Origin of the sequence: Candidatus Stoquefichus sp. SB1, from assembly GCF_001244545.1 — a bacterium.
Taxonomy (GTDB): domain Bacteria; phylum Bacillota_I; class Bacilli_A; order Erysipelotrichales; family Coprobacillaceae; genus Stoquefichus.
The window spans coordinates 253600-272869 of record NZ_LN852693.1 but is presented as its reverse complement, the minus strand read 5'-3'; the positions used below and the strand labels follow the sequence as shown (position 1 = coordinate 272869).

At 31.6% G+C, this 19270-nt stretch carries 20 protein-coding genes; 3 read left to right on the top strand and 17 right to left on the bottom strand.

Annotated features, from left to right (window positions below; all coding sequences use genetic code 11):
* Nucleotides 1–30: 30 nt before the first annotated feature.
* The 3 genes from BN1865_RS02435 to BN1865_RS02425 form a co-directional block, all read right to left on the bottom strand.
* A complete protein-coding gene (locus tag BN1865_RS02435; RefSeq protein WP_050635672.1) occupies nucleotides 31–1395 on the bottom strand; it encodes a PFL family protein in 1365 nt (454 codons plus the stop codon).
* Between the two features lie 11 nt (nucleotides 1396–1406).
* Nucleotides 1407–1679 (bottom strand): ACT domain-containing protein, encoded by a 273-nt coding sequence (locus BN1865_RS02430; protein ID WP_050635671.1) that lies wholly within the window; start codon nucleotides 1677–1679, stop codon nucleotides 1407–1409.
* A gap of 92 nt (nucleotides 1680–1771) precedes the next feature.
* Nucleotides 1772–2089, bottom strand: coding sequence for a PTS sugar transporter subunit IIB (locus tag BN1865_RS02425; RefSeq protein ID WP_050635670.1), 318 nt, complete (start codon nucleotides 2087–2089; stop codon nucleotides 1772–1774).
* A 204-nt stretch (nucleotides 2090–2293) separates the two neighbouring features.
* Here BN1865_RS02425 and BN1865_RS02420 point away from each other — a divergent pair, with 204 nt between their 5' ends.
* Nucleotides 2294–2833, top strand: coding sequence for a metallophosphoesterase family protein (locus BN1865_RS02420; protein WP_050635669.1), 540 nt, complete (start codon nucleotides 2294–2296; stop codon nucleotides 2831–2833).
* A 65-nt stretch (nucleotides 2834–2898) separates the two neighbouring features.
* Here BN1865_RS02420 and BN1865_RS02415 read toward each other — a convergent pair whose 3' ends face one another.
* From BN1865_RS02415 to yqeH, 8 genes are all read right to left on the bottom strand, one after another.
* Nucleotides 2899–3237, bottom strand: a complete 339-nt coding sequence (locus BN1865_RS02415; protein WP_050635668.1) for a helix-turn-helix domain-containing protein — start codon at nucleotides 3235–3237, stop codon at nucleotides 2899–2901.
* Between the two features lie 114 nt (nucleotides 3238–3351).
* On the bottom strand, nucleotides 3352–5685 hold the full coding sequence (locus BN1865_RS02410; RefSeq protein WP_050635667.1) for a U32 family peptidase: 2334 nt from the start codon (nucleotides 5683–5685) through the stop codon (nucleotides 3352–3354).
* A gap of 41 nt (nucleotides 5686–5726) precedes the next feature.
* On the bottom strand, nucleotides 5727–6422 hold the full coding sequence (locus BN1865_RS02405; RefSeq protein ID WP_232780298.1) for a 5'-methylthioadenosine/adenosylhomocysteine nucleosidase: 696 nt from the start codon (nucleotides 6420–6422) through the stop codon (nucleotides 5727–5729).
* Complete coding sequence (locus BN1865_RS02400; RefSeq protein WP_050635665.1) at nucleotides 6419–7135, bottom strand: class I SAM-dependent DNA methyltransferase; 717 nt, start codon at nucleotides 7133–7135, stop codon at nucleotides 6419–6421. The genes BN1865_RS02405 and BN1865_RS02400 overlap by 4 nt, the downstream gene beginning before the upstream one ends.
* The gene (gene rsfS, locus BN1865_RS02395) at nucleotides 7132–7479 is read right to left on the bottom strand and encodes a ribosome silencing factor (RefSeq protein ID WP_050635664.1); all 348 of its coding nucleotides are present in this window, start codon (nucleotides 7477–7479) and stop codon (nucleotides 7132–7134) included. The genes BN1865_RS02400 and rsfS overlap by 4 nt, the downstream gene beginning before the upstream one ends.
* Nucleotides 7480–8580, bottom strand: a complete 1101-nt coding sequence (locus BN1865_RS02390) for a nicotinate-nucleotide adenylyltransferase (RefSeq protein WP_050635663.1) — start codon at nucleotides 8578–8580, stop codon at nucleotides 7480–7482.
* On the bottom strand, nucleotides 8577–8864 hold the full coding sequence (gene yhbY, locus BN1865_RS02385) for a ribosome assembly RNA-binding protein YhbY (RefSeq protein ID WP_050635662.1): 288 nt from the start codon (nucleotides 8862–8864) through the stop codon (nucleotides 8577–8579). Before yhbY ends, BN1865_RS02390 begins: the two co-directional genes overlap by 4 nt.
* Before the next feature lie 14 nt (nucleotides 8865–8878).
* Entirely contained in the window at nucleotides 8879–9979 is a 1101-nt protein-coding gene (gene yqeH, locus BN1865_RS02380; protein WP_050635661.1) for a ribosome biogenesis GTPase YqeH, read from the bottom strand.
* 98 nt (nucleotides 9980–10077) lie between these two features.
* On the opposite strand from yqeH, the gene sigK reads away from it, so the two are divergent.
* A complete protein-coding gene (gene sigK, locus BN1865_RS02375) occupies nucleotides 10078–10761 on the top strand; it encodes an RNA polymerase sporulation sigma factor SigK (RefSeq protein ID WP_050635660.1) in 684 nt (227 codons plus the stop codon).
* Between the two features lie 27 nt (nucleotides 10762–10788).
* On the opposite strand, the gene parC is transcribed toward sigK, so the two are convergent.
* A complete protein-coding gene (parC, locus tag BN1865_RS02370; protein ID WP_050635659.1) occupies nucleotides 10789–13404 on the bottom strand; it encodes a DNA topoisomerase IV subunit A in 2616 nt (871 codons plus the stop codon).
* An 11-nt stretch (nucleotides 13405–13415) separates the two neighbouring features.
* On the bottom strand, nucleotides 13416–15344 hold the full coding sequence (gene parE / locus BN1865_RS02365; RefSeq protein WP_050635658.1) for a DNA topoisomerase IV subunit B: 1929 nt from the start codon (nucleotides 15342–15344) through the stop codon (nucleotides 13416–13418).
* Nucleotides 15345–15512: 168 nt separating this feature from the next.
* On the opposite strand from parE, the gene plsY reads away from it, so the two are divergent.
* Nucleotides 15513–16121, top strand: coding sequence for a glycerol-3-phosphate 1-O-acyltransferase PlsY (gene plsY, locus BN1865_RS02360; protein WP_050635657.1), 609 nt, complete (start codon nucleotides 15513–15515; stop codon nucleotides 16119–16121).
* Between the two features lie 27 nt (nucleotides 16122–16148).
* On the opposite strand, the gene BN1865_RS02355 is transcribed toward plsY, so the two are convergent.
* The 4 genes from BN1865_RS02355 to BN1865_RS02340 all read right to left on the bottom strand — a co-directional run bounded on the left by BN1865_RS02355 (nucleotide 16149) and on the right by BN1865_RS02340 (nucleotide 19270).
* Nucleotides 16149–16790 (bottom strand): histidine phosphatase family protein, encoded by a 642-nt coding sequence (locus BN1865_RS02355; protein ID WP_050635656.1) that lies wholly within the window; start codon nucleotides 16788–16790, stop codon nucleotides 16149–16151.
* Nucleotides 16791–16816: 26 nt separating this feature from the next.
* Nucleotides 16817–17017 (bottom strand): YneF family protein, encoded by a 201-nt coding sequence (locus BN1865_RS02350; protein WP_050635655.1) that lies wholly within the window; start codon nucleotides 17015–17017, stop codon nucleotides 16817–16819.
* Between the two features lie 65 nt (nucleotides 17018–17082).
* Entirely contained in the window at nucleotides 17083–17436 is a 354-nt protein-coding gene (locus BN1865_RS02345) for a hypothetical protein (RefSeq protein WP_050635654.1), read from the bottom strand.
* 85 nt (nucleotides 17437–17521) lie between these two features.
* Nucleotides 17522–19270, bottom strand: a complete 1749-nt coding sequence (locus BN1865_RS02340) for an NADH-dependent [FeFe] hydrogenase, group A6 (RefSeq protein ID WP_050635653.1) — start codon at nucleotides 19268–19270, stop codon at nucleotides 17522–17524.

Here is a 19270-nt window from a genome sequence, read left to right as displayed (position 1 = left end):
CTTGTAAAAAAAGACGATATCATCGTCTTTTTAGTTTTTAAAACTATGAATTGGAGCTGGTATTCTTCCTCCACGATCAATAAATTCATCACATGAAAAAGAATTAACCGGCATAATTGGAGCATATCCAAGCAATCCACCAAATTCAACTGTCTCCCCAACATCTTTACCAATAACAGGAATGATTCTAACAGCTGTTGTTTTTTGGTTGATCATTCCAATTGCCATTTCATCAGCAATGACACCAGAAATTGTTTTGGCTGATGTTTTACCAGGAATAGCAATCATATCTAATCCAACTGAACAAACACATGTCATAGCTTCTAATTTTTCTAAAGTTAAAGCGCCAGCCTCTACTGCATCAATCATTCCCTGATCTTCACTTACAGGAATAAAAGCTCCAGATAATCCACCGACATATGATGAAGCCATAACGCCACCTTTTTTCACTTGGTCATTTAAAATAGCAAGAGCAGCAGTTGTTCCAGGTGCCCCTACTCTTTCTAATCCCATTTCCTGCAAACAATCGGCAATACTATCACCAACAGCAGGAGTTGGTGCCAATGATAAATCAATAATTCCAAAAGGAATATTTAATGCAGCTGATGCTTCGCGTGCGACCAACTGTCCTACACGTGTAATTTTAAAAGCTGTTTTTTTGACTGTCTCACATAACTCACCAAAATCTTTACCTTTAGCAGTTTTAATCGCATTTCTGACAACACCAGGACCACTTACACCGACATTGATAATAGCATCTGCTTCACTCACGCCATGGAAAGCCCCTGCCATAAATGGATTATCATCAGGTGCATTACAAAGAATAACGAGCTTTGCACAACCAATTGAATCATTTTCCTTTGTGATTTCAGCTGTTTCTTTCACAATTTCACCAGCAAGTTTAACAGCATCCATATTGATACCAGTTTTTGTTGAACCCACATTTACAGAACTACATACAAGTTCAGTTTCTTTCATTGCCTGAGGTATTGAACGAATCAACAATTCCTCAGCCTTTGTCATTCCTTTTGAAACGATGGCACTATATCCCCCAATAAAGTTTACTCCAATTTCATGAGCACAACGATCCAATGTTTTTGCAATCTTGACAAAATCTTCTGATGAATGACAGGCACTTGCCCCAATAAATCCAATTGGCGTTACTGAAATTCTTTTATTAACAATTGGAATTCCATATTTTTTTTCAATAGCTTCTCCTGTCTTGACAAGATCTTTTGCAGTATTTGTTATTTTTTGATAAATGTTTTCACAAAGAACATTAATATTTGCATCAATACAATCTAATAAGCTTATCCCAATTGTGATTGTACGCACATCTAAGTTCTCTTGTTCAATCATTTTATTTGTTTCCGCAACCTCAAATAAATTAATCATTTTATTCCTCCTTAGATTCTATGCATTTTATTAAAAATGTCTTCATGTTGTAATTTGATATTCACTCCGATTTCATCACCTAATACTGACAATTGATCAGCAAGTATAGAAAATTCATCATTTGCACAAGACGTATCAACAATCATCATCATATTAAAATATCCTTGTAAAATTGTTTGTGAAATATCAAGAATGTTGATTTGTGCTTCAGCTAAATATGTACATACTTTTGCAATAATCCCAACTTGATCTTTTCCAACAACTGTTATAATCGCTTTTTTCATTTATAAACCCCTCCTAATATTTTTTAATATTATAGCAAACCTCGTCAAAAAAAGAAAGAAAAAAAGGAGTTTACACTCCTTTTGATTGAGAATTATTCACCTAACATTGATAAAGCTTTATCGAAAACAGCTTTTCCGTTCATTGTTCCGTAATCTCTCATATCGATAACGTCAACAGGGATAGCACCAGCTTTTCTTGAAGCAGCTAATTTTTCGATTGCAGCTTTTTGGAATCTTACTTGTGGGCCAAGTAAAATACAATCAACTTCTTCTAATACTCTAGGGGCATCAGAGAAAGGTAATGCAAAGATTTTGCATTCAACTCCAGCGTCTTTAGCAGCCGCTTCCATTTTTGTTACTAATAAACTTGTAGACATTCCTGCAGAACATACTAATAAAATAGTTTTCATATTTGTTACTCCTTTTCTAGTTATTTCACTGATATTATTTTACCAACTTTTAGGGCAATTGTAAACACTTACGAGACAATTTTTTTCTATTTCAGAAAATTTCGTCAATTCATCGCATAAAAATAAAATAAATATTTTGTATATAAAAAGAAAAGAGTATACTATAGACAAAGAATATAATAAAAATAGAAAGAAGATGATGTTTTGAAAATATTAGTTGTCAGTGACAGTCACTTAATTGGTGATGATTTACAGCGAGTCACTCATCTTTATAAAGAGAAAGTAGATCTTATGATTCATTGTGGTGATTCATCATTGCCATTAAATGATCCTATTATTAAAAAATTTGATATTGTTGTGAAAGGAAATCATGATGATGCGCTTTTCCCAAAATATGAAACATATCAAAATATTTGTGTAACACATGGTCAATTCTACAATGTTTATTATGGGTATGAGCAGTTAATTCAATTGTGTCATGAACAAAATTGTCAAATTTGTTTTCATGGTCATACACATGTCCCTACACATCAAATCCATGATGGCATTCATTTTATTAATCCAGGCAGCTTAATGATGAATCGTGGGACATATGGTTATGGAACCTATGCAATTGTTCAGATTGATACACAGTTAAGTATTGATTTTTACCATCATCATACTGATGAGAAATGTGATCCAACAATCTTAACTGAAGGTTTAGCATTATTAGAAGAATTTAAAACACTTCTTACAAAAGAATAAACCCATAAAAAAACATTTCAATATTCTGTAATATTTACAAAACCTGAAATGCCCAAACAAAACAGTTAAATTGTTTTGTTTTTTTCTTCAATTCTTTTACGCTTATATTCAATAATGAACATAACTTCTTTTAAATCCTCATCAGGTAATTCTGTTAAAAGACGAGCAATATTTGCAATGTTATAATAATCATATTTTTTACCACTCATAATCTCTTCAACACTACGTCCATAAAGATGAGATAAGATTTTTAATTCTCCCACTGTCACATCACGTTTACCATTCTCTATATCTGATATTGCAGAGTGTGGAACATTAAGGTGAGCAGCAACTTCTTTTTGTGTTAAATGTTTAAAATTACGATAAGTTTTCAATCGCTTAGCCAAATCCATATCAATTGACATAATGCCACCTCCATGTCTTTATTATAGCATCATTAGAAAATGATATCAATTTAGAATTATAAAAAAATGCATTTATGAAAGACATAAATAAAATGTTTTATGCAAAATTCAACATTATTCTTTATAATATCCGTAAGTCGTGGATATTTTTTCTTTTAAACGACTTTTATCTTCTTTTTTTAATAAAGATATAAAATGTTCAATCACAAATTTTGTCAATTCTTGGGTTTCATTTGTGAAATGAATAAACAGACCTTGTGAATGACACTTGTATATCTTATCAAAATATAATGTTCTACAATTCAGTAAATGCATACGACATTGCTCATCCATCATTAAATCAAATTTTTCTTTCTTTCGATCAATTAGTGAAAATTGATGTTTTTTGCAAATTTGACAATTTTTCTTCTGATATCCATAATAGTATTGAGAAATAGGACAGTATTCGCTAATCATATTTTCTACTTTACCATAAACCTGAACAATACAATCTGAAAAATCCACATTTAATTGATTGATTTCTTGCAATGACATTTCTAATGAAAGGATTCGCTTTTCAATATAATGAGAAGCAGCATAGGAATTATAAATATTGCATCCTGTACCAACTATACGTTTCTTATCTTGAAAAGCATAATAAGCACCATAATCATTAACCAATATTGTATCAATATGGGAATAGATTGCTGATTTTTGGATATCATTGATATCTTTTTGTTTTAAAACATGTGGTAACCCCATAATAAGTGTTTTTTGATAATGCCGACATACTTGATATGCTTCTTCAATATCGGATTGATAAGGATAAATAATATAATTAATTGGTAATTGACAGGCAGCATTTAATTGTTCTAGATGACTGACTTGAACATAGAGCTGCTTTGGCTGATCTGTTTTTATTTGTTGATATGATGGTATTTTAAATGGTGTTATATGATGAATTTTTTTGTTTGATAAAAGCTGACTTAATAATTGTGAACATTCTCTTCTCATTTGATTCAATGTTTTAATAGGAAGTGTTATATTATTATCTGAATCAATCGTTATTTGCTCAACAAAAAATGGAGTGTCTTTTAATTTTGAGAGTTGCTGGCATATTCTTTCTTGGGTTAATGGTGTTTTCAAAGCTTTTTCAACAAGTTCATGTGATTCAATTTTAATCTGTTCCTGGAGATGTTGAAAAGTTAATTCGGCAGGTTGATTTATTTTGGCTTTAAATGTAATTTTAAGTGGAATTTGGCGATATTCTTTGTCATAAGTTTTATGTAATTGACTAATGACTTTAGTATCAACTGTTTTGCGAACAATTCCTTGTGATACAGGATAATCAAATTCAACTTCTACGAGATCGCCAGGATTTCCATTGGCTACTAGTTTTCCATGAATATAAATTTTATTAACCGGTCTACCCTTATCTATTTTTTCAAACACAATACTATCACCTTGATTTAAAGTTTTATTCAAAGCAATAACAACACGTTTCTGAGCAGAAATATAACGGACGACTTGCCCTATTTTTACTCCTTTATTTCCTGAATAATCACCATCTAAAAGATAAGGATCATTCATTAAATAGCCCTGGGTATAATTACGGTTAAACATTGCCTGCATATCTGCAATATCTTCTTGATAATCAGAAGATTGATGTTGATAATAATTGTCAATAGCATGACGATAAGCTTTCACAACACTTGCAACATATTCAGGTCGTTTCATTCTCCCTTCAATTTTCAAAGAAGTCACACCTGCTTCTATTAATTCAGGAATATGTTCAATTGTCATCATATCTTTTGGAGATAGAAGAAAAGGTATTTTATTTTCTAATATTTTTCCATCCTCAACAAGCTGATATTGAAGACGACATGGCTGTGCACAGGCTCCCCTATTCCCACTACGCTTTCCAATCATGCTGCTCATTAAACATTGTCCTGAATAACAGATACAAATGGCCCCATGAATAAAAACTTCAATTTCTAATTTTGTTGATTGACAAATATCTTTAATCTCTAAAAGAGTATTTTCCCTTGCTAAAACAACTCTTGAAGCTCCTATTTGATCAAAATATTGAACAGCAGAATTATTCATAATTGATGATTGCGTACTCATATGAATTTCAAAATCAGGATAAGCATGTTTGACAACATCAAATAGACCAATATCCTGAATTATTAAAGCATCAACTTGAAAATGATAAAGACGATCAATATATTCTAATAATAAAGGAAATTCCTTATCTTTATAAAGTGTATTAACTGTTACATAAACTTTGACATCACGACAATGAGCATATTGAACAGCCCATTGTAATTGCTCATCATCAAAATTCTTAGCAAAAGCTCTTGCGTTGAAAAGCGTTCCGCCTAAATAAATTGCATCTGCACCATTTTGTATGGCAGCCACAAAAGATTCTTGATCACCTGCTGGTGCTAATAATTCAATTTTTTTCAAATCGTTCACCTCCAAAAAAGAAGCAATAACAAAAGTTATTGCTATAACGAAGAAATAAGGGCATAGCACATTTGTGCTGATGCATAACTTGCTTTCTTTAAATATTCTTCAAATTGAATTGAGTTTTCACCTTTTTGAAACACATCACTTAATGAACGTGTAATAATAAAAGGTTTCTTAAAAACATAACAAACTTGTGCAATCGCAGCCGCTTCCATTTCTGCACACATCGCTTCAGGAAAATGTTTACGAATGGTCTCAACTTGACTATCAAGAGAAATAAATTGGTCACCAGAAGCAATTAAACCTACATGTGAAGGAATATTTTGTTGCCTTAAAATATTCTCAACCTTTGTTAATAAACTATGGTCAGCCTCAAAATAACAAGGCATTCCAGGAACTTCTCCTAACTTTCTTTGAAATGCTGTCACATCAACATCATGATGAACAACATGTGAAGAAATCACAACATCTCCAACATTTTGTTGTTTAGGCAATAGTCCACCAGCTGATCCAATATTCATAACAAATTGAATATCATAATGTGAAAACAATAAAGTAGCAGAAATAGCTGCATTGACTTTACCAATTCCACCCTGCAATAAAACAACAGGTTGATTTGCGAGTGTTCCTTCATAAAAAGTATAATCAAGATATTGTTTTTGTTCTTTTAAATCCATTAATTTTAAAATTTCTGTAACTTCCTGTTCCATTGCACCAATAATCCCAATCATCATTTTTCTCCCTTCTGACATATAAAAATAACTCTTTCACAATCATCATGATAATGATGGAAATCACTATAATAGTCAACCTTTTCAAAACCAGCTTCTTTTAACCAATACAAGTATTGTGAAACACTATATGTTTTTTGATAATGATCTTCATTCACAATTTCTTTTTCAATTTTATCTTCAATATAAACATGATGATGAACATAACCATCATCAAGATTTTCAACTGACCATTCAAAAGCAAATTCATCATCTTCTTCTTTTTCATGATAATCATTCAAAATAACATTCATTTTATAAAGACTATCAATATCAAAAATAAATTGACCACCATCTTTTAATGAATGAAAAACATGATAAAAAGTCTTTAAAACATCTTCAACATCTATTAAATAATTGATTGAATCACATAAACACAAAATCAAATCAACACTATGAGATGTAGAAAAATCGCTCATGTCTACTCTTTGCAACATTAAATTCACATTCATAGACATTGCTTTTTGTTTCGTAACTTCTAACATATCTGGTGAAATATCTGTCGCAAATACATTTTTACCATCTTGTGCTAAACGAATTGCTATTTCACCCGTTCCACATCCCAATTCAAGAACTTCCTTAAAATCACAGTGTTGAATAATAAACTGATAATAATCATCGTAGAATTGAGGATCCATCAAACTATCATAATAGTATGCAAAAGTTTCATAACTCATTTTGCTAACATTCCTTCAACATTAATACGTGGCATATCACCCCATAATTTTTCTAAATTATAACTTTCTCTTTCTCCAGCCTCAAAAATATGACAGACAATATCACCTAGATCAATCAATAACCATTTAGAATTTCTTAACCCTTCAATACTTTTGATTTCAAAACCATTCTTTTCACATTCATCTTTGATATTTTGACTAATGGCTTGCATTAAACGTTCATTATTTGCAGTACATAAGACAAAAGTCTCAAAGATCGGACTTGCATCACGCATATCAATCGCAACTATATGAGTTGCTAATTTATCATCCATTGCTTTAACAATACATTCTAATTTTGTCATTTAAATTTCTCCTTTTGTTACAAAATAATCATAAATTTCAAAAAAATAGTCATCTATAGGTCTGTTCTTCTTTGTTGAAAAATCATAAAAATCAATAAGTGAATCTCTAAAACCTTGATGGATATCGCTCATACACACTTCTATTTGATGGGAAGAATCATATCCACGCAATGGATCAAGCTTATCAGCTACATAAACACACTTCCCTACTGGTGACATATGAATAGATCCTGTTGTATGATGTTCAATTGCCTCTAAGATAACGGAATCATCAATAAGATATTCATGTTCACTGACATATCGCGATACCCATTGATGCCATATAGCAAACGGTTTATCAAGGTATTGAGGATAATGCTGCTGCATAATCAATAAAGCCTCTTGTTCATCCATCTCTTTTGCAATATCATGAAACATTCCAGCGATATAAGCTTGTCGATCATTTAAGTGATTCGCCTTAGCAATTTTTGCAGCAAGATTGGCTACACTACATGTATGTTTCCAACGTTTTTCTTTCATTCGACATGATACCATAGTTTCCAAATAAAGCCCATGTTTTGTAATATATTTAAGAACTGCAGGAGTTAGCATTTCAATATGTCCGTTTCTAACATCACTGCTTGAAGCATAGACAGGTTCATTTTTCAAAAGAAGGAAATGATATTGCTCTAAAACATCCCTATTCGCTTCATATCCTCCTCTTTGAAAGGCAACCAACTGTACCATTTGACTCATTTCATAGGCATTTTTCCATTCACTAAATAAATTGGCCTGATCCATTCCCATAATATACGTATATTCAATATCTGGATATCTTTTCTTTAATTGCTTTAAGGTATCATAAGTATAATTTTTTTTGTTTTCTGGCATTTCTAATTCAATTGTATTAATGGACATATCTTTTTCATTGCCAATGGCTTCTTGCATCATCGCAAGACGATCTATCTGATTGGCACCACTTGTTTCTTTCCATGGATTGTTCAATGTTGGTATAAACTGAATTTCATCAAGTTGAAGCTGTTCTAAAGCGATTTTTGCAATTTCGATATGTGCTTTATGGATCGGATCAAAACTTCCTCCAAATAAACCTACTTTTTTCATGCCAGTTTATAAATTCCTTTATCAGTTGCTTTGTAGAGGACAATTGTATGACCAATAATTTGAACAACTTCAGATTTTGTTTGAACACTTAATTCTAATGCGACTGTATGCACATCATCTGGACAACTTTCTAAAAGCTTCACTTTGATTAATTCCTGTGCTTCTAATGCTTCGATAATTCCTTTAACTTGATTACTTGTGACACCATCTTTCCCAACCTGATAAATGGCATTTAAATGATGTGCCTGACTTCTTAAATATCTTTTTTGTTTTCCTGTTAACATAATTTTTCCTTCCTTTATATAATAGCTTCTCTCATTAAAACAGAAATATGTGGTGGAACAAGCATTCGTATTTTTCCACCATGAGAACTAATTGTTATAAATCCTAATCCTGAAATCACAATATCACATTTCCCCGATGGCAATTGAAATTCATATGACTTCATTTGGGTAATATCTTCGATTCCTTCAATTTCATATTGCAATGCCTGATGACGATTATATAAATCATCAGCCTTTTGTGTTTTTGTACGATGAATCTTTAAATTTTTTGAAAAATAAGCAACAAAATTTGCTTGTTCACCAACACAGTAATCTAGACGTGCTAATCCACCAAAATAAAGTGTTTGATCACTATTTAACTGAAAAACCATAGGTCTTAATTCACTTTGTGGAATGACACTTTTTATGTCCTGCGGTTTTAATAAATGTGTCATTTGTGAATCATTAATAATACCTGGAGTATCATAGAGACTTGTTTTTTCATCAAGTGGAATTTCAATTAAATTAAGCGTTGTTCCAGGGAATTCAGAAACCGTAATAAGATTTTGATTTTCTACATCAGCATAATGCTTAAGCAATGCATTAATAAACGTCGATTTCCCAACATTTGTGACACCAACAACATACACATCACGATTTTGACGATGAGTCATAATTGCATCATAAATCAAATCTAAATTCATATGTTTTTTTCCACTTGTAATAATCACATCAACAGGTTTTATCCCCTCTTCTTTAAGTTGTCTTCTTACCCAGTGTTCTAATTTTCTTTCTTTGACAGATTTTGGTAGAATGTCACGTTTGTTTGCTAAAACAAGTACATCATTATGACCAATATGACGGATTAACCCCTGAATCAAACTTCCATTATAATCAAAAAGATCAATCATATAAACAACCAAACAATCTTTTTCTCCAATTTGTTGAAGACAATTTAAAAAATCATCTTTCGTTAATGTTGTCTGTTGTAATTTATGATAATTCTTTAATTGAAAACATCTTTGACATAAAATTTTATCTTTATTGATGGCACTTTTAGGGACATATCCAATATGTTTTTCATTTTCACTTTGAATAATAGCCCCACAGCCAAAACATTTCATTTCTTTATTCATACATACCTTCCTTTTTGAATATTGTACCCTATTTTTGAATAGTTGAAAAGCATAAACATAAACATCGACAATTTTCATATAATGTTTTGAGGTGGATTATGTTTACAACACTTGTTACATTATTACAGCAATTTTTATTTGTATCATTTATTAAGACCCAAGCCTTTAAACCACAACTGACAACTCAACAGGAAAATGAACTCTTAGAAAAATATTTTCAAGGAGATCAAGATGCGAGAAATCAGTTAATTGAGCACAATTTACGATTAGTTGCTCATATTGCTAAAAAATATGATGGTGGTAAGGATTTACAAGAAGATCTGATTAGCATTGGCACAATTGGACTTATCAAGGCAGTTGATAGCTATAAACCAGATAAAGCAACAAAACTTGGAACTTATGCTGCTAAATGCATAGAAAACGAAATTCTGATGCACATGCGTGGTAATAAGAAAACAGCTCTTGATGTTTCATTAAATGAAGTCTTAGGAATAGATAAAGATGGCGGTGAAATGACTCTTCTTGATATTCTTCCATGCGAACAAAAAGAAATTATTGATCAAATTCAAACAGATGATCAAATCCGCAAATTGCAAGAATATTTTGTTTTATTGACACCTAGAGAACAAGACATTCTCATCTGTCGATATGGCCTTAACAAACACCAAGTTTATACCCAAAAGGAAATTGCTGCAAAGATGCATATTTCCCGTTCCTATGTATCACGTTTAGAAAAAAGAGCACTTATTAAACTATTAAAAGCTTATTTAAATGACAAGTAAAAGAATATGAGATGACAATCTCATATTCTAAAAATCTTCTTTAAAGAGATCATCAAAAGAGATAGGTTCAAAATGTTTATCATCTTCGTTATGATCATTCTTTTTTAAAGGTTGAACAATGACTGGTTCAACTTTTTTTTCTGTTTCATCAATATCTTCAAATAATTCTGGTTCTGGTATAACTTGAAAAGCATCTTCATGATGTTCATCACTTTTGACTTTCTGAATCATATCAGCTATTAAAGTCTTTGGATTATAAACATAAACAAGTTGTTCATCCTTTAAAGCCATAATAGCACTTGGTTTATTTAACAATTGACCATAACTATAATCTTTCACCTGAACTTTAAAATGCTGTTGATTTGTTTCTAACACAAGTTCATCTTGAGTCGTTAAAACAAAGGCAGTTAAAGCATGAATCTGATTTGTTTTTGGCGATTTAAAAACCAAATTCCCCTTTGTTGCACGATTACAGCTTGGAATATCAGAAATACGTAAACGTTTGATTCCTGGCTGATCACTAATAAGAATATACGAATCTGTCTGCAGAGGATTAAAAACATTCATTGCTATAAGTTCATCATTTTTCAAATTAATTCCTTTAATACCACCAGCTTTAACTCCAAGAATTGAAATTTCTTGTTCACTATAAAGTGTCGCATATCCAGCTTTTGTTGTTAAAACAATGCCTTGATGATCATCACTTAATGCAACCTGTAAAAGTGAATCTCCTTTTTTAAGATTCATACATTTCATTGGTTTTGTATATCTTGTCACTTCTAAATCTTTTAAAGCAACACGTTTTAATTGTCCAAAGCGCGTTGCAAAAAGAACATACAGTGGCGATTGAAAAGATTTGACAAGGATTGACCCAATAATCTTTTCATCAGGTGATACCTTTACAAGATAACTAATATGCTTACCAAGTTCTTTCCATTTGAACTCCTCTAATTTATGAAGTGGAATAAAAAGATAATTCCCTTTATCTGTAAAAATGAGTAACTTATCTAAAGTATTCGCATGATGTAAATCAATGAGAACATCATCGTCTTTTTTACCAATTGGTGTATTTTCACTTGCCTTATAAGAACGTTGTGAAATTCTTTTGACATATCCATCACGAGAAACAGAAACATAAATATCCTCAGGTAAAATCATCGCTTCTTCATTAATAACAACTTCTTGAACTTCATCTTTGATTTCAGTTAACCTTGGAGTTGGATATTGTTTTTTTATTTGTTTTAATTCATCAATAATAACTTTTCTTAAAACTTTATCACTATTTAAAATATCATTTAATGTTTGAATAAAGCTTTCTAATTCACTTTTCTCTTTTTCTAAAGCAACAATATCCGTATTTGTTAAACGATACAATTGTAACATAACAATAGCTTCAGATTGCTGTTCAGTGAACTGATATTGTTGCTGTAAATTCTTTTTAGCATCCTGTTTATCTTTGGAATGACGAATTGTATGGACAACATCATCCAAAATAGATACAGCTTTAATTAAGCCATCAACAATATGTTTTCTTTCCTGTGCTTTATTTAAATCATATAATGAACGTTTTGTAATGACTTCAATTTGATGTCCAATATAACCATCAATAATATCTACAATCCCCATACATACTGGTCTTTTATCTTTGATTGCAACCATGTTATATGTATAATTTTTTTGTAAATCTGTATTCTTATAAAAATAATTAAGAGTATTTTGAATATCTACATCTTTTTTTAAATCAATAACAATACTCAAGCCATTTCGATCTGATTCATCACGTACTTCAATAATCCCATCTATATTTTTATTAAAACGAACTTCATCAAGTTTTCTCACTAATTCCGCTTTATTAACCTCATAAGGAATTTCACTTACGACTATCTTATTTAAATTTTTTTCTTCAACAATTTGAACACAAGAACGAACAACAACTTTTCCTTTTCCTGTTTCAAAAGCACCACGTATTCCTTTTTTTCCCTCTACTATAGCACCAGTTGGAAAATCTGGTCCTTTCATAAATTTCATTAGATCATCCAATGTACAATGAGGATGCAAGATTCGATAAATCGTCGCATCAATAACTTCTTCTAGATTATGTGGTGGGATATCAGTCGCATATCCTGCTGATATTCCAGTTGCTCCATTGACTAATAAATTAGGATATTTAGCTGGTAAAACAGTTGGTTCATATTCAGTATCATCGAAATTTAACGCCATTTTTACAGTCTCTTTATCAATATCCTTAAGCAACTCTGAAGCAATCGCAGAAAGACGTGCTTCTGTATAACGCATAGCCGCTGCTGGATCGTTATCAATCGATCCATTATTTCCCTGCATATCAACAAGCGGAATACGCATTTTCCATTCTTGTGATAAACGTACCATCGCTTCATATACTGAACTATCACCATGAGGATGATAGTTACCAATCACGTTCCCAACTGTTTTAGCAGACTTACGATAAGGTTTTAGATGGGTATTCCCTTCTTTAAACATTGCATATAAAATTCTTCTTTGAACTGGTTTTAATCCATCTCTGACATCTGGTAATGCACGATCTTGAATTATATATTTTGAATATTTTCCAAAACGATCACCCATGATATCATCTAATGATTCAGTTAATATCTTTTCGCTCATGCATACCCTCCTTAATTTGTAATAAAGAATGAATCTTCCAATGAAAATTGAACATTTTCTTCAATCCACTCTCTACGTGGCTCTACTTTATCTCCCATCAAAACAGATACACGACGCTCAACCAAAGCAGCATCTTCAATAGAAACTTGAATTAAAGTACGTGTATCAGGATTCATTGTTGTTTCCCATAATTGATCAGCATTCATCTCACCTAGACCTTTATATCTTTGAACAGTGTATCCACGCCCTACTTTTTGTTTGGCTTGTTCTAATTCATGATCATCCCAAGCATAAATAGAATCACTATGCTTTCCATTTTTCTTACTCACTTTATAAAGCGGTGGCATCGCAATATAAACACGTCCTGATGAAATTAATCCACGCATATAACGATAGAAAAATGTTAACAAAAGAACTTGAATATGGGCTCCATCAGTATCCGCATCGGTCATGATAATCACTTTTGCATAATTTGAATTTTCTGCATTAAAATCATCACCAATTCCTGCTCCAACAGTGTTAATAATAGTTGCAATTTCTTCATTCTTTAAAATATCTGCCATAGACGTTTTTTCGGCATTTAATACTTTTCCACGTAAAGGTAAAATGGCTTGAAATTTACGATCTCGCCCTTGCTTTGCACTCCCACCAGCCGAATCACCTTCGACAAGATAGAGTTCTTTTTTCTTTTTATCTTTAGACTGAGCAGGCGCTAATTTACCACTTAGAATTTTTTCGGTTTTATTACCTTTTCCTTTTCTCGCTTCTTCTCGAGCTTTACGTGCAGCATTACGAGCCTGAGCTGCTTTCATCATTTTTCCAATTAGTTTATTCGCAACTTCTTTATTTTCTTCTAAATAATAATTAATTTGTTCATAAACAACACTATCTACAATATTTCTTGCTTCTGGTGTTCCTAATTTTGATTTAGTTTGTCCTTCAAACTGTAATAGTGATTCTGGTATCTTTACAGATACAATCGCTGTTAATCCTTCTCTGACATCAGTTCCTTCTAAATTTTTATCCTTTTGTTTTAATAACCCATACTTTCTGGCATACTCATTAAAAACTTTGGTCAATCCAGATTTAAACCCAGTTTCATGTGTTCCACCATCACCAGTTCTCACAAGATTAACAAATGAAATAAGCGTTTCATGATATCCATCAGTAAACTGTAAAGCAATTTCAACTTCAATAGAATGAGATGTATCATCAAATGAAATTGTCTTATGTAACAAGCTTTTATCAACATTCAAATATTCAATAAAAGCTTCTAACCCATTTTCAAATTGAAATGAATCATGTCGGTCACTTCGCTCATCAATAACATTCATTTCAATACCTTTTAATAAAAAGGCACTTTCTTTAAGTCTTTCACAAATAGTAGAATAATTAAATTCAATTGTTGAAAAAATTTCTGAACTTGGTTTAAATTGAATTGTTGTGCCAGTTCTTGTGGTTTTGCCTATAACTTTTAATGGAGATATTTTTTTAGCACCATTTTCAAATCTTTGCTGATGAATTTTTCCATCACGATAAACTGTCACTTCTAGCCATTCACTCAATGCATTGACAACAGAAGATCCTACACCATGTAGTCCTCCAGATGTTTTATATCCACCATCTTCACTAAACTTTCCTCCAGCATGAAGAATTGTTAAAATAACTTCAGTTGTTGGTTTTCCAGAAGCATGCATACCAGTAGGCATTCCACGACCTTCATCTTCAACCTTAATACTATTATCTTTACCAATTGTCACAGTAATTTTATTTCCAAAACCTGCCAGGGCTTCGTCTATTGAATTATCTACAATTTCCCAGACAAGATGATGTAAACCACGATAATCAGTAGATCCAATATACATACCAGGACGCTTACGAACAGCTTCTAAACCTTCTAAAATTTGTATATTTGATTCATCATAATGATTTTTTTTCATTTATGATATCCTCCCTTCGCAACTCTTTAATTATATCAAAAACAAGTCACTTATGCTAGATTTTTTCATAGGATAATCAAACAACCTCATATTTTGCTTGATTTGAGCTTTTAAAATGATTGATTTTTCACTCTTTTCATGTATAATTATGGTCGAGGATGTGAAAATATGGATATATTTATTTATATATTACTCATTATAATGAGTTATTTATATGGTTCTATACCTTTTGCATTAGTGATTGGAAAATTATTTTACAATACTGATGTTAGAGAAAGTGGTTCTGGAAATCTTGGGGGAACAAATGCTGGTAGAGTTTTAGGCAAAAAAGCTGGGATGGCTGTCATATTATTGGATGCATCAAAATGCTGTATTTCAATACTTATGGCAAAAGTAATAGCCCATTATATGGGATTAAATGTTGATATCATTTATCCTTGTGCCTTGGCATGTGTTATAGGACATTGTTACCCTATTTTTGCTGGATTTCGTGGCGGTAAAGCTGTCTCAGTAGCTATTGGATATGCCCTTGTGACAAATATATTTGCCTTTCTTATTGCAATAGTCATTTTCTTAATAACATTAAAAATATCAAAATATGTTTCTCTTTCATCAATTCTTGCATCTGTATCAATATTAGTCGTTTCGCCTTTTATTGGTTATAGTACTGCTGGAATTGTTACAAATGCTTGTATTGTGGGATTACTTGTTTATAAGCATAAAGCAAATATTGTAAGAATAAAAAATGGAACTGAAAGTAAAATTACATGGATGTAAAAAAAGACCAATGCGATGTGGTCTTTTTTATTTTGAAAAAGAAGCATTCATAACATGTGGTAAAAAATGACAGTCATTATAATTCAATAATTCATAATGCCCATTTTGTTGTTCAAGTACCGTTAAAGAACATCCTTCAACAACTTTTTGATTAAGCTTAATATAATCTTTTCTTTCTAACCCTAACATCGTTGCTAATAAAACGATAAAATACATACCATGAGTCACAATCATGACAGTACTATTTTCATCTAATTTTTGAAGGTCATCTAAGAAACTTTGTGCACGTAACATGACATCATCATAACTTTCTCCCTGAGGAATACATGTAAAACATTCTGGATGATTCCAAAGATTATGATATAGTTCGAAATCCGTTTCTAAAATATCAGATATTTTTCTTCCTTCAAATATTCCGAAATTCATTTCCATTAAACGGGAATCTTGGATAATCTTTTTTTCATCAAATAATAGTGTTGCTGTTTTATAAGCACGCGTAATTGGACTTGAATAAATAAAATCAAAATGCAAATGAGATTGTTCAAGATACTTTTTTAAAGCATATGCATTTTCAATTCCTTCAGATGTCAAAGGAGAATCGCATCTCCCTTGCAATCTTTTTTCATGATTCCAGATGGTTTTAGAATGACGTGTTAAATATATCTTCATAATATAGAAAAAATAAGGGAACACCCTTATTTGTACTGATCATTGATACTTTTCATAATTCTCTTGATTTGAGTCTCGTTAGGTTTACGTCCCATCTCCATAAACATTGCACGAATCATTTTTTCATTGATTGGTGGATTCTTCTTTAAATTTTTCTTAAATACATATCGAGATACGAAGAATCCTATAGCAAGACCTACAGCAAGTCCTAAAAAAGCATATAACATTTTTCAATCCTCCATTTCAATTACTTGATTATTATAGCATACAATGATTTGATTTGTAAAATCAATTATGCCATAATCATATAAAAGTTTTTAGAAAATGTCCTCATAATATCAAAAATAACATGATTTCCACTTTTTTCATCAACTTCAATATCAAATTCATTTAATTTTATTGTCACATTTTCATCAGTAATAGGATTGTTTAATTGATGAACACCATGAAAATAATGATAATCATCTCTTTCCTGAATCATTTTTAATAGCTTTTCTTTGCTTTGTCCAAGAGGTTTAAAAAGCAACTCTACCTGTTTTGTATCATAAGAATTTTGTTGTGAAGAATATAACATCTCAATCAACGATGGATATGTACTTGCAATGTCCTGAAAATTTTCTTTTAAATAAACTATTTTATATTTCATATTTAATCACCACATTGATTATACATGTTATTGAGTGCATTTTTTGTCAAAGTAAAGGTTCTAGTTTGTCTAGAACCTTTCATTATTATTTAAATTTTTTCTGTTTATCATAAGTTGTATGAAGTAATTCATGAGCCAGATGTGAATTAGGCTGACCTAAGAAATCTTCATATAATTTTTGAATTTGAGTATTCTTATGAGATTTTCTTGCTGGCATTGAACGATCTTCATCATATAACGCTTTTGCTCTTGCACCTTTAAAATCAAAACCACTATTTCTAATAAGTGCACTAACATAAGATTGCCCACCACCATTGATACAACCACCAGGACATCCCATCACTTCAATAAAGTGATATGGTGAACGTCCGGCACGAATTTCATCTAATAATGGCTTAGCAATAGCCATACTATGTGCTACAGCAACACGAACTGTTAAATCACCAACTTGTAATGTTGCTTCTTTTAAGCCACGTTGACCTCTTACAGCATGATATTCAATTGAATCTAAATCCTGATTTGTCAATACATCAACAACAGTACGCAAAGCAGCTTCCATCACGCCACCACTTGCTCCAAAAATAACTGCTGCACCAGTGTATTCACCAAACATATCCTGATCAAACTCTTCATCTTTTAAATCAACAAAATTAACACCAAACATTTTGATCAGCTTTCCTAATTCTCTTGTTGTTAAAACAGCATCAACATCTTTCATACCATCTTTTATCATTTGAGAACGTTCTTTTTCACCTTTTTTAGCAACACAAGGCATAATAGAAACAACATAAATATTTTTTGGATCTAATTGATGTTGTTTTGCATAATATGATTTAATCATTGCTCCTAACATCATATGTGGTGATTTACATGATGACAAATGATCTAATAAATCTGGATATTCTTTTTCACAATAATTAATCCATCCTGGTGAACAAGATGTAATCATTGGTAATTGACCACCATTTTGAAGACGATGAATAAATTCGTATCCTTCTTCCATAATTGTCAAATCAGCACCAAAGTTCGTATCATAAACTTTATCAAATCCTAATAGTTTTAATGCAGCAACCATTTTTCCAGTGACACGTGTTCCTATTGGCATACCAAATTCTTCACCTAAACTTGCACGAACGGCTGGAGCAGTTTGCACTACAACATGTTTTGTTGGATCATTAAGCGCTTCTATAACATTATGAATTTCTTCTTTTTCCTGTAATGCACCTACTGGACACACATTAATACATTGTCCACATTGCATACAGTTTACATCATTCAAACTACGATCAAAAACAGGACCAACCTTTGTTTTAAAACCACGTTCCATAAATCCTAAAACACCTAATTCCTGATGTTTCTTACATGCAGCAATACAACGTCCACATAAAATACATTTTGATGTATTTCTAACAACTCCTGGTGAAACTTCATCAAATGTTGGGTTCGTTTTTGCACCTTTAAAAGCATCTTCACGGACACCTAATTCCTGGCAAAGACGTTGCAGTTCACAGTTTGTATTACGAATACATGACAAACAATCTTTAGAGTGATTAGAAACAATAAGTTCAACGACACGACGACGCGCATCAAGGGCACGCATTGAATTTGTTTTAATAACCATACCATCTCTTACTGGATATACACAAGCAGCACAAAGATTCTTAACACCTTCTACTTCAACTTGGCAAACACGGCATGCTCCTGTACCTGTATAGTCCTTTAAATAACACAAAGTAGGTATATGAATGCCATTTTCACGTGCAACTTCTAAAATAGTTTTTCCTTCATAAGCTTCAACTTGACGATTATTAATAGTTAATTTTATTTTTCCCAT

What these genes read in the sequence shown, in the direction of transcription:
- BN1865_RS02435 (WP_050635672.1), bottom strand. Translation starts at nt 1,395, where the DNA reads ATGATTAATTTATTTGAGGTTGCGGAAACAAATAAAATGATTGAACAA.
- BN1865_RS02430 (WP_050635671.1), bottom strand. Translation starts at nt 1,679, where the DNA reads ATGAAAAAAGCGATTATAACAGTTGTTGGAAAAGATCAAGTTGGGATT.
- BN1865_RS02425 (WP_050635670.1), bottom strand. Translation starts at nt 2,089, where the DNA reads ATGAAAACTATTTTATTAGTATGTTCTGCAGGAATGTCTACAAGTTTA.
- BN1865_RS02415 (WP_050635668.1), bottom strand. Translation starts at nt 3,237, where the DNA reads ATGTCAATTGATATGGATTTGGCTAAGCGATTGAAAACTTATCGTAAT.
- BN1865_RS02405 (WP_232780298.1), bottom strand. Translation starts at nt 6,422, where the DNA reads ATGATGATTGGGATTATTGGTGCAATGGAACAGGAAGTTACAGAAATT.
- BN1865_RS02400 (WP_050635665.1), bottom strand. Translation starts at nt 7,135, where the DNA reads ATGAGTTATGAAACTTTTGCATACTATTATGATAGTTTGATGGATCCT.
- rsfS (WP_050635664.1), bottom strand. Translation starts at nt 7,479, where the DNA reads ATGACAAAATTAGAATGTATTGTTAAAGCAATGGATGATAAATTAGCA.
- BN1865_RS02390 (WP_050635663.1), bottom strand. Translation starts at nt 8,580, where the DNA reads ATGAAAAAAGTAGGTTTATTTGGAGGAAGTTTTGATCCGATCCATAAA.
- yhbY (WP_050635662.1), bottom strand. Translation starts at nt 8,864, where the DNA reads ATGTTAACAGGAAAACAAAAAAGATATTTAAGAAGTCAGGCACATCAT.
- yqeH (WP_050635661.1), bottom strand. Translation starts at nt 9,979, where the DNA reads ATGAATAAAGAAATGAAATGTTTTGGCTGTGGGGCTATTATTCAAAGT.
- sigK (WP_050635660.1), top strand. Translation starts at nt 10,078, where the DNA reads ATGTTTACAACACTTGTTACATTATTACAGCAATTTTTATTTGTATCA.
- parC (WP_050635659.1), bottom strand. Translation starts at nt 13,404, where the DNA reads ATGAGCGAAAAGATATTAACTGAATCATTAGATGATATCATGGGTGAT.
- parE (WP_050635658.1), bottom strand. Translation starts at nt 15,344, where the DNA reads ATGAAAAAAAATCATTATGATGAATCAAATATACAAATTTTAGAAGGT.
- plsY (WP_050635657.1), top strand. Translation starts at nt 15,513, where the DNA reads ATGGATATATTTATTTATATATTACTCATTATAATGAGTTATTTATAT.
- BN1865_RS02355 (WP_050635656.1), bottom strand. Translation starts at nt 16,790, where the DNA reads ATGAAGATATATTTAACACGTCATTCTAAAACCATCTGGAATCATGAA.
- BN1865_RS02350 (WP_050635655.1), bottom strand. Translation starts at nt 17,017, where the DNA reads ATGTTATATGCTTTTTTAGGACTTGCTGTAGGTCTTGCTATAGGATTC.
- BN1865_RS02345 (WP_050635654.1), bottom strand. Translation starts at nt 17,436, where the DNA reads ATGAAATATAAAATAGTTTATTTAAAAGAAAATTTTCAGGACATTGCA.
- BN1865_RS02340 (WP_050635653.1), bottom strand. Translation starts at nt 19,270, where the DNA reads ATGGGAAAAATAAAATTAACTATTAATAATCGTCAAGTTGAAGCTTAT.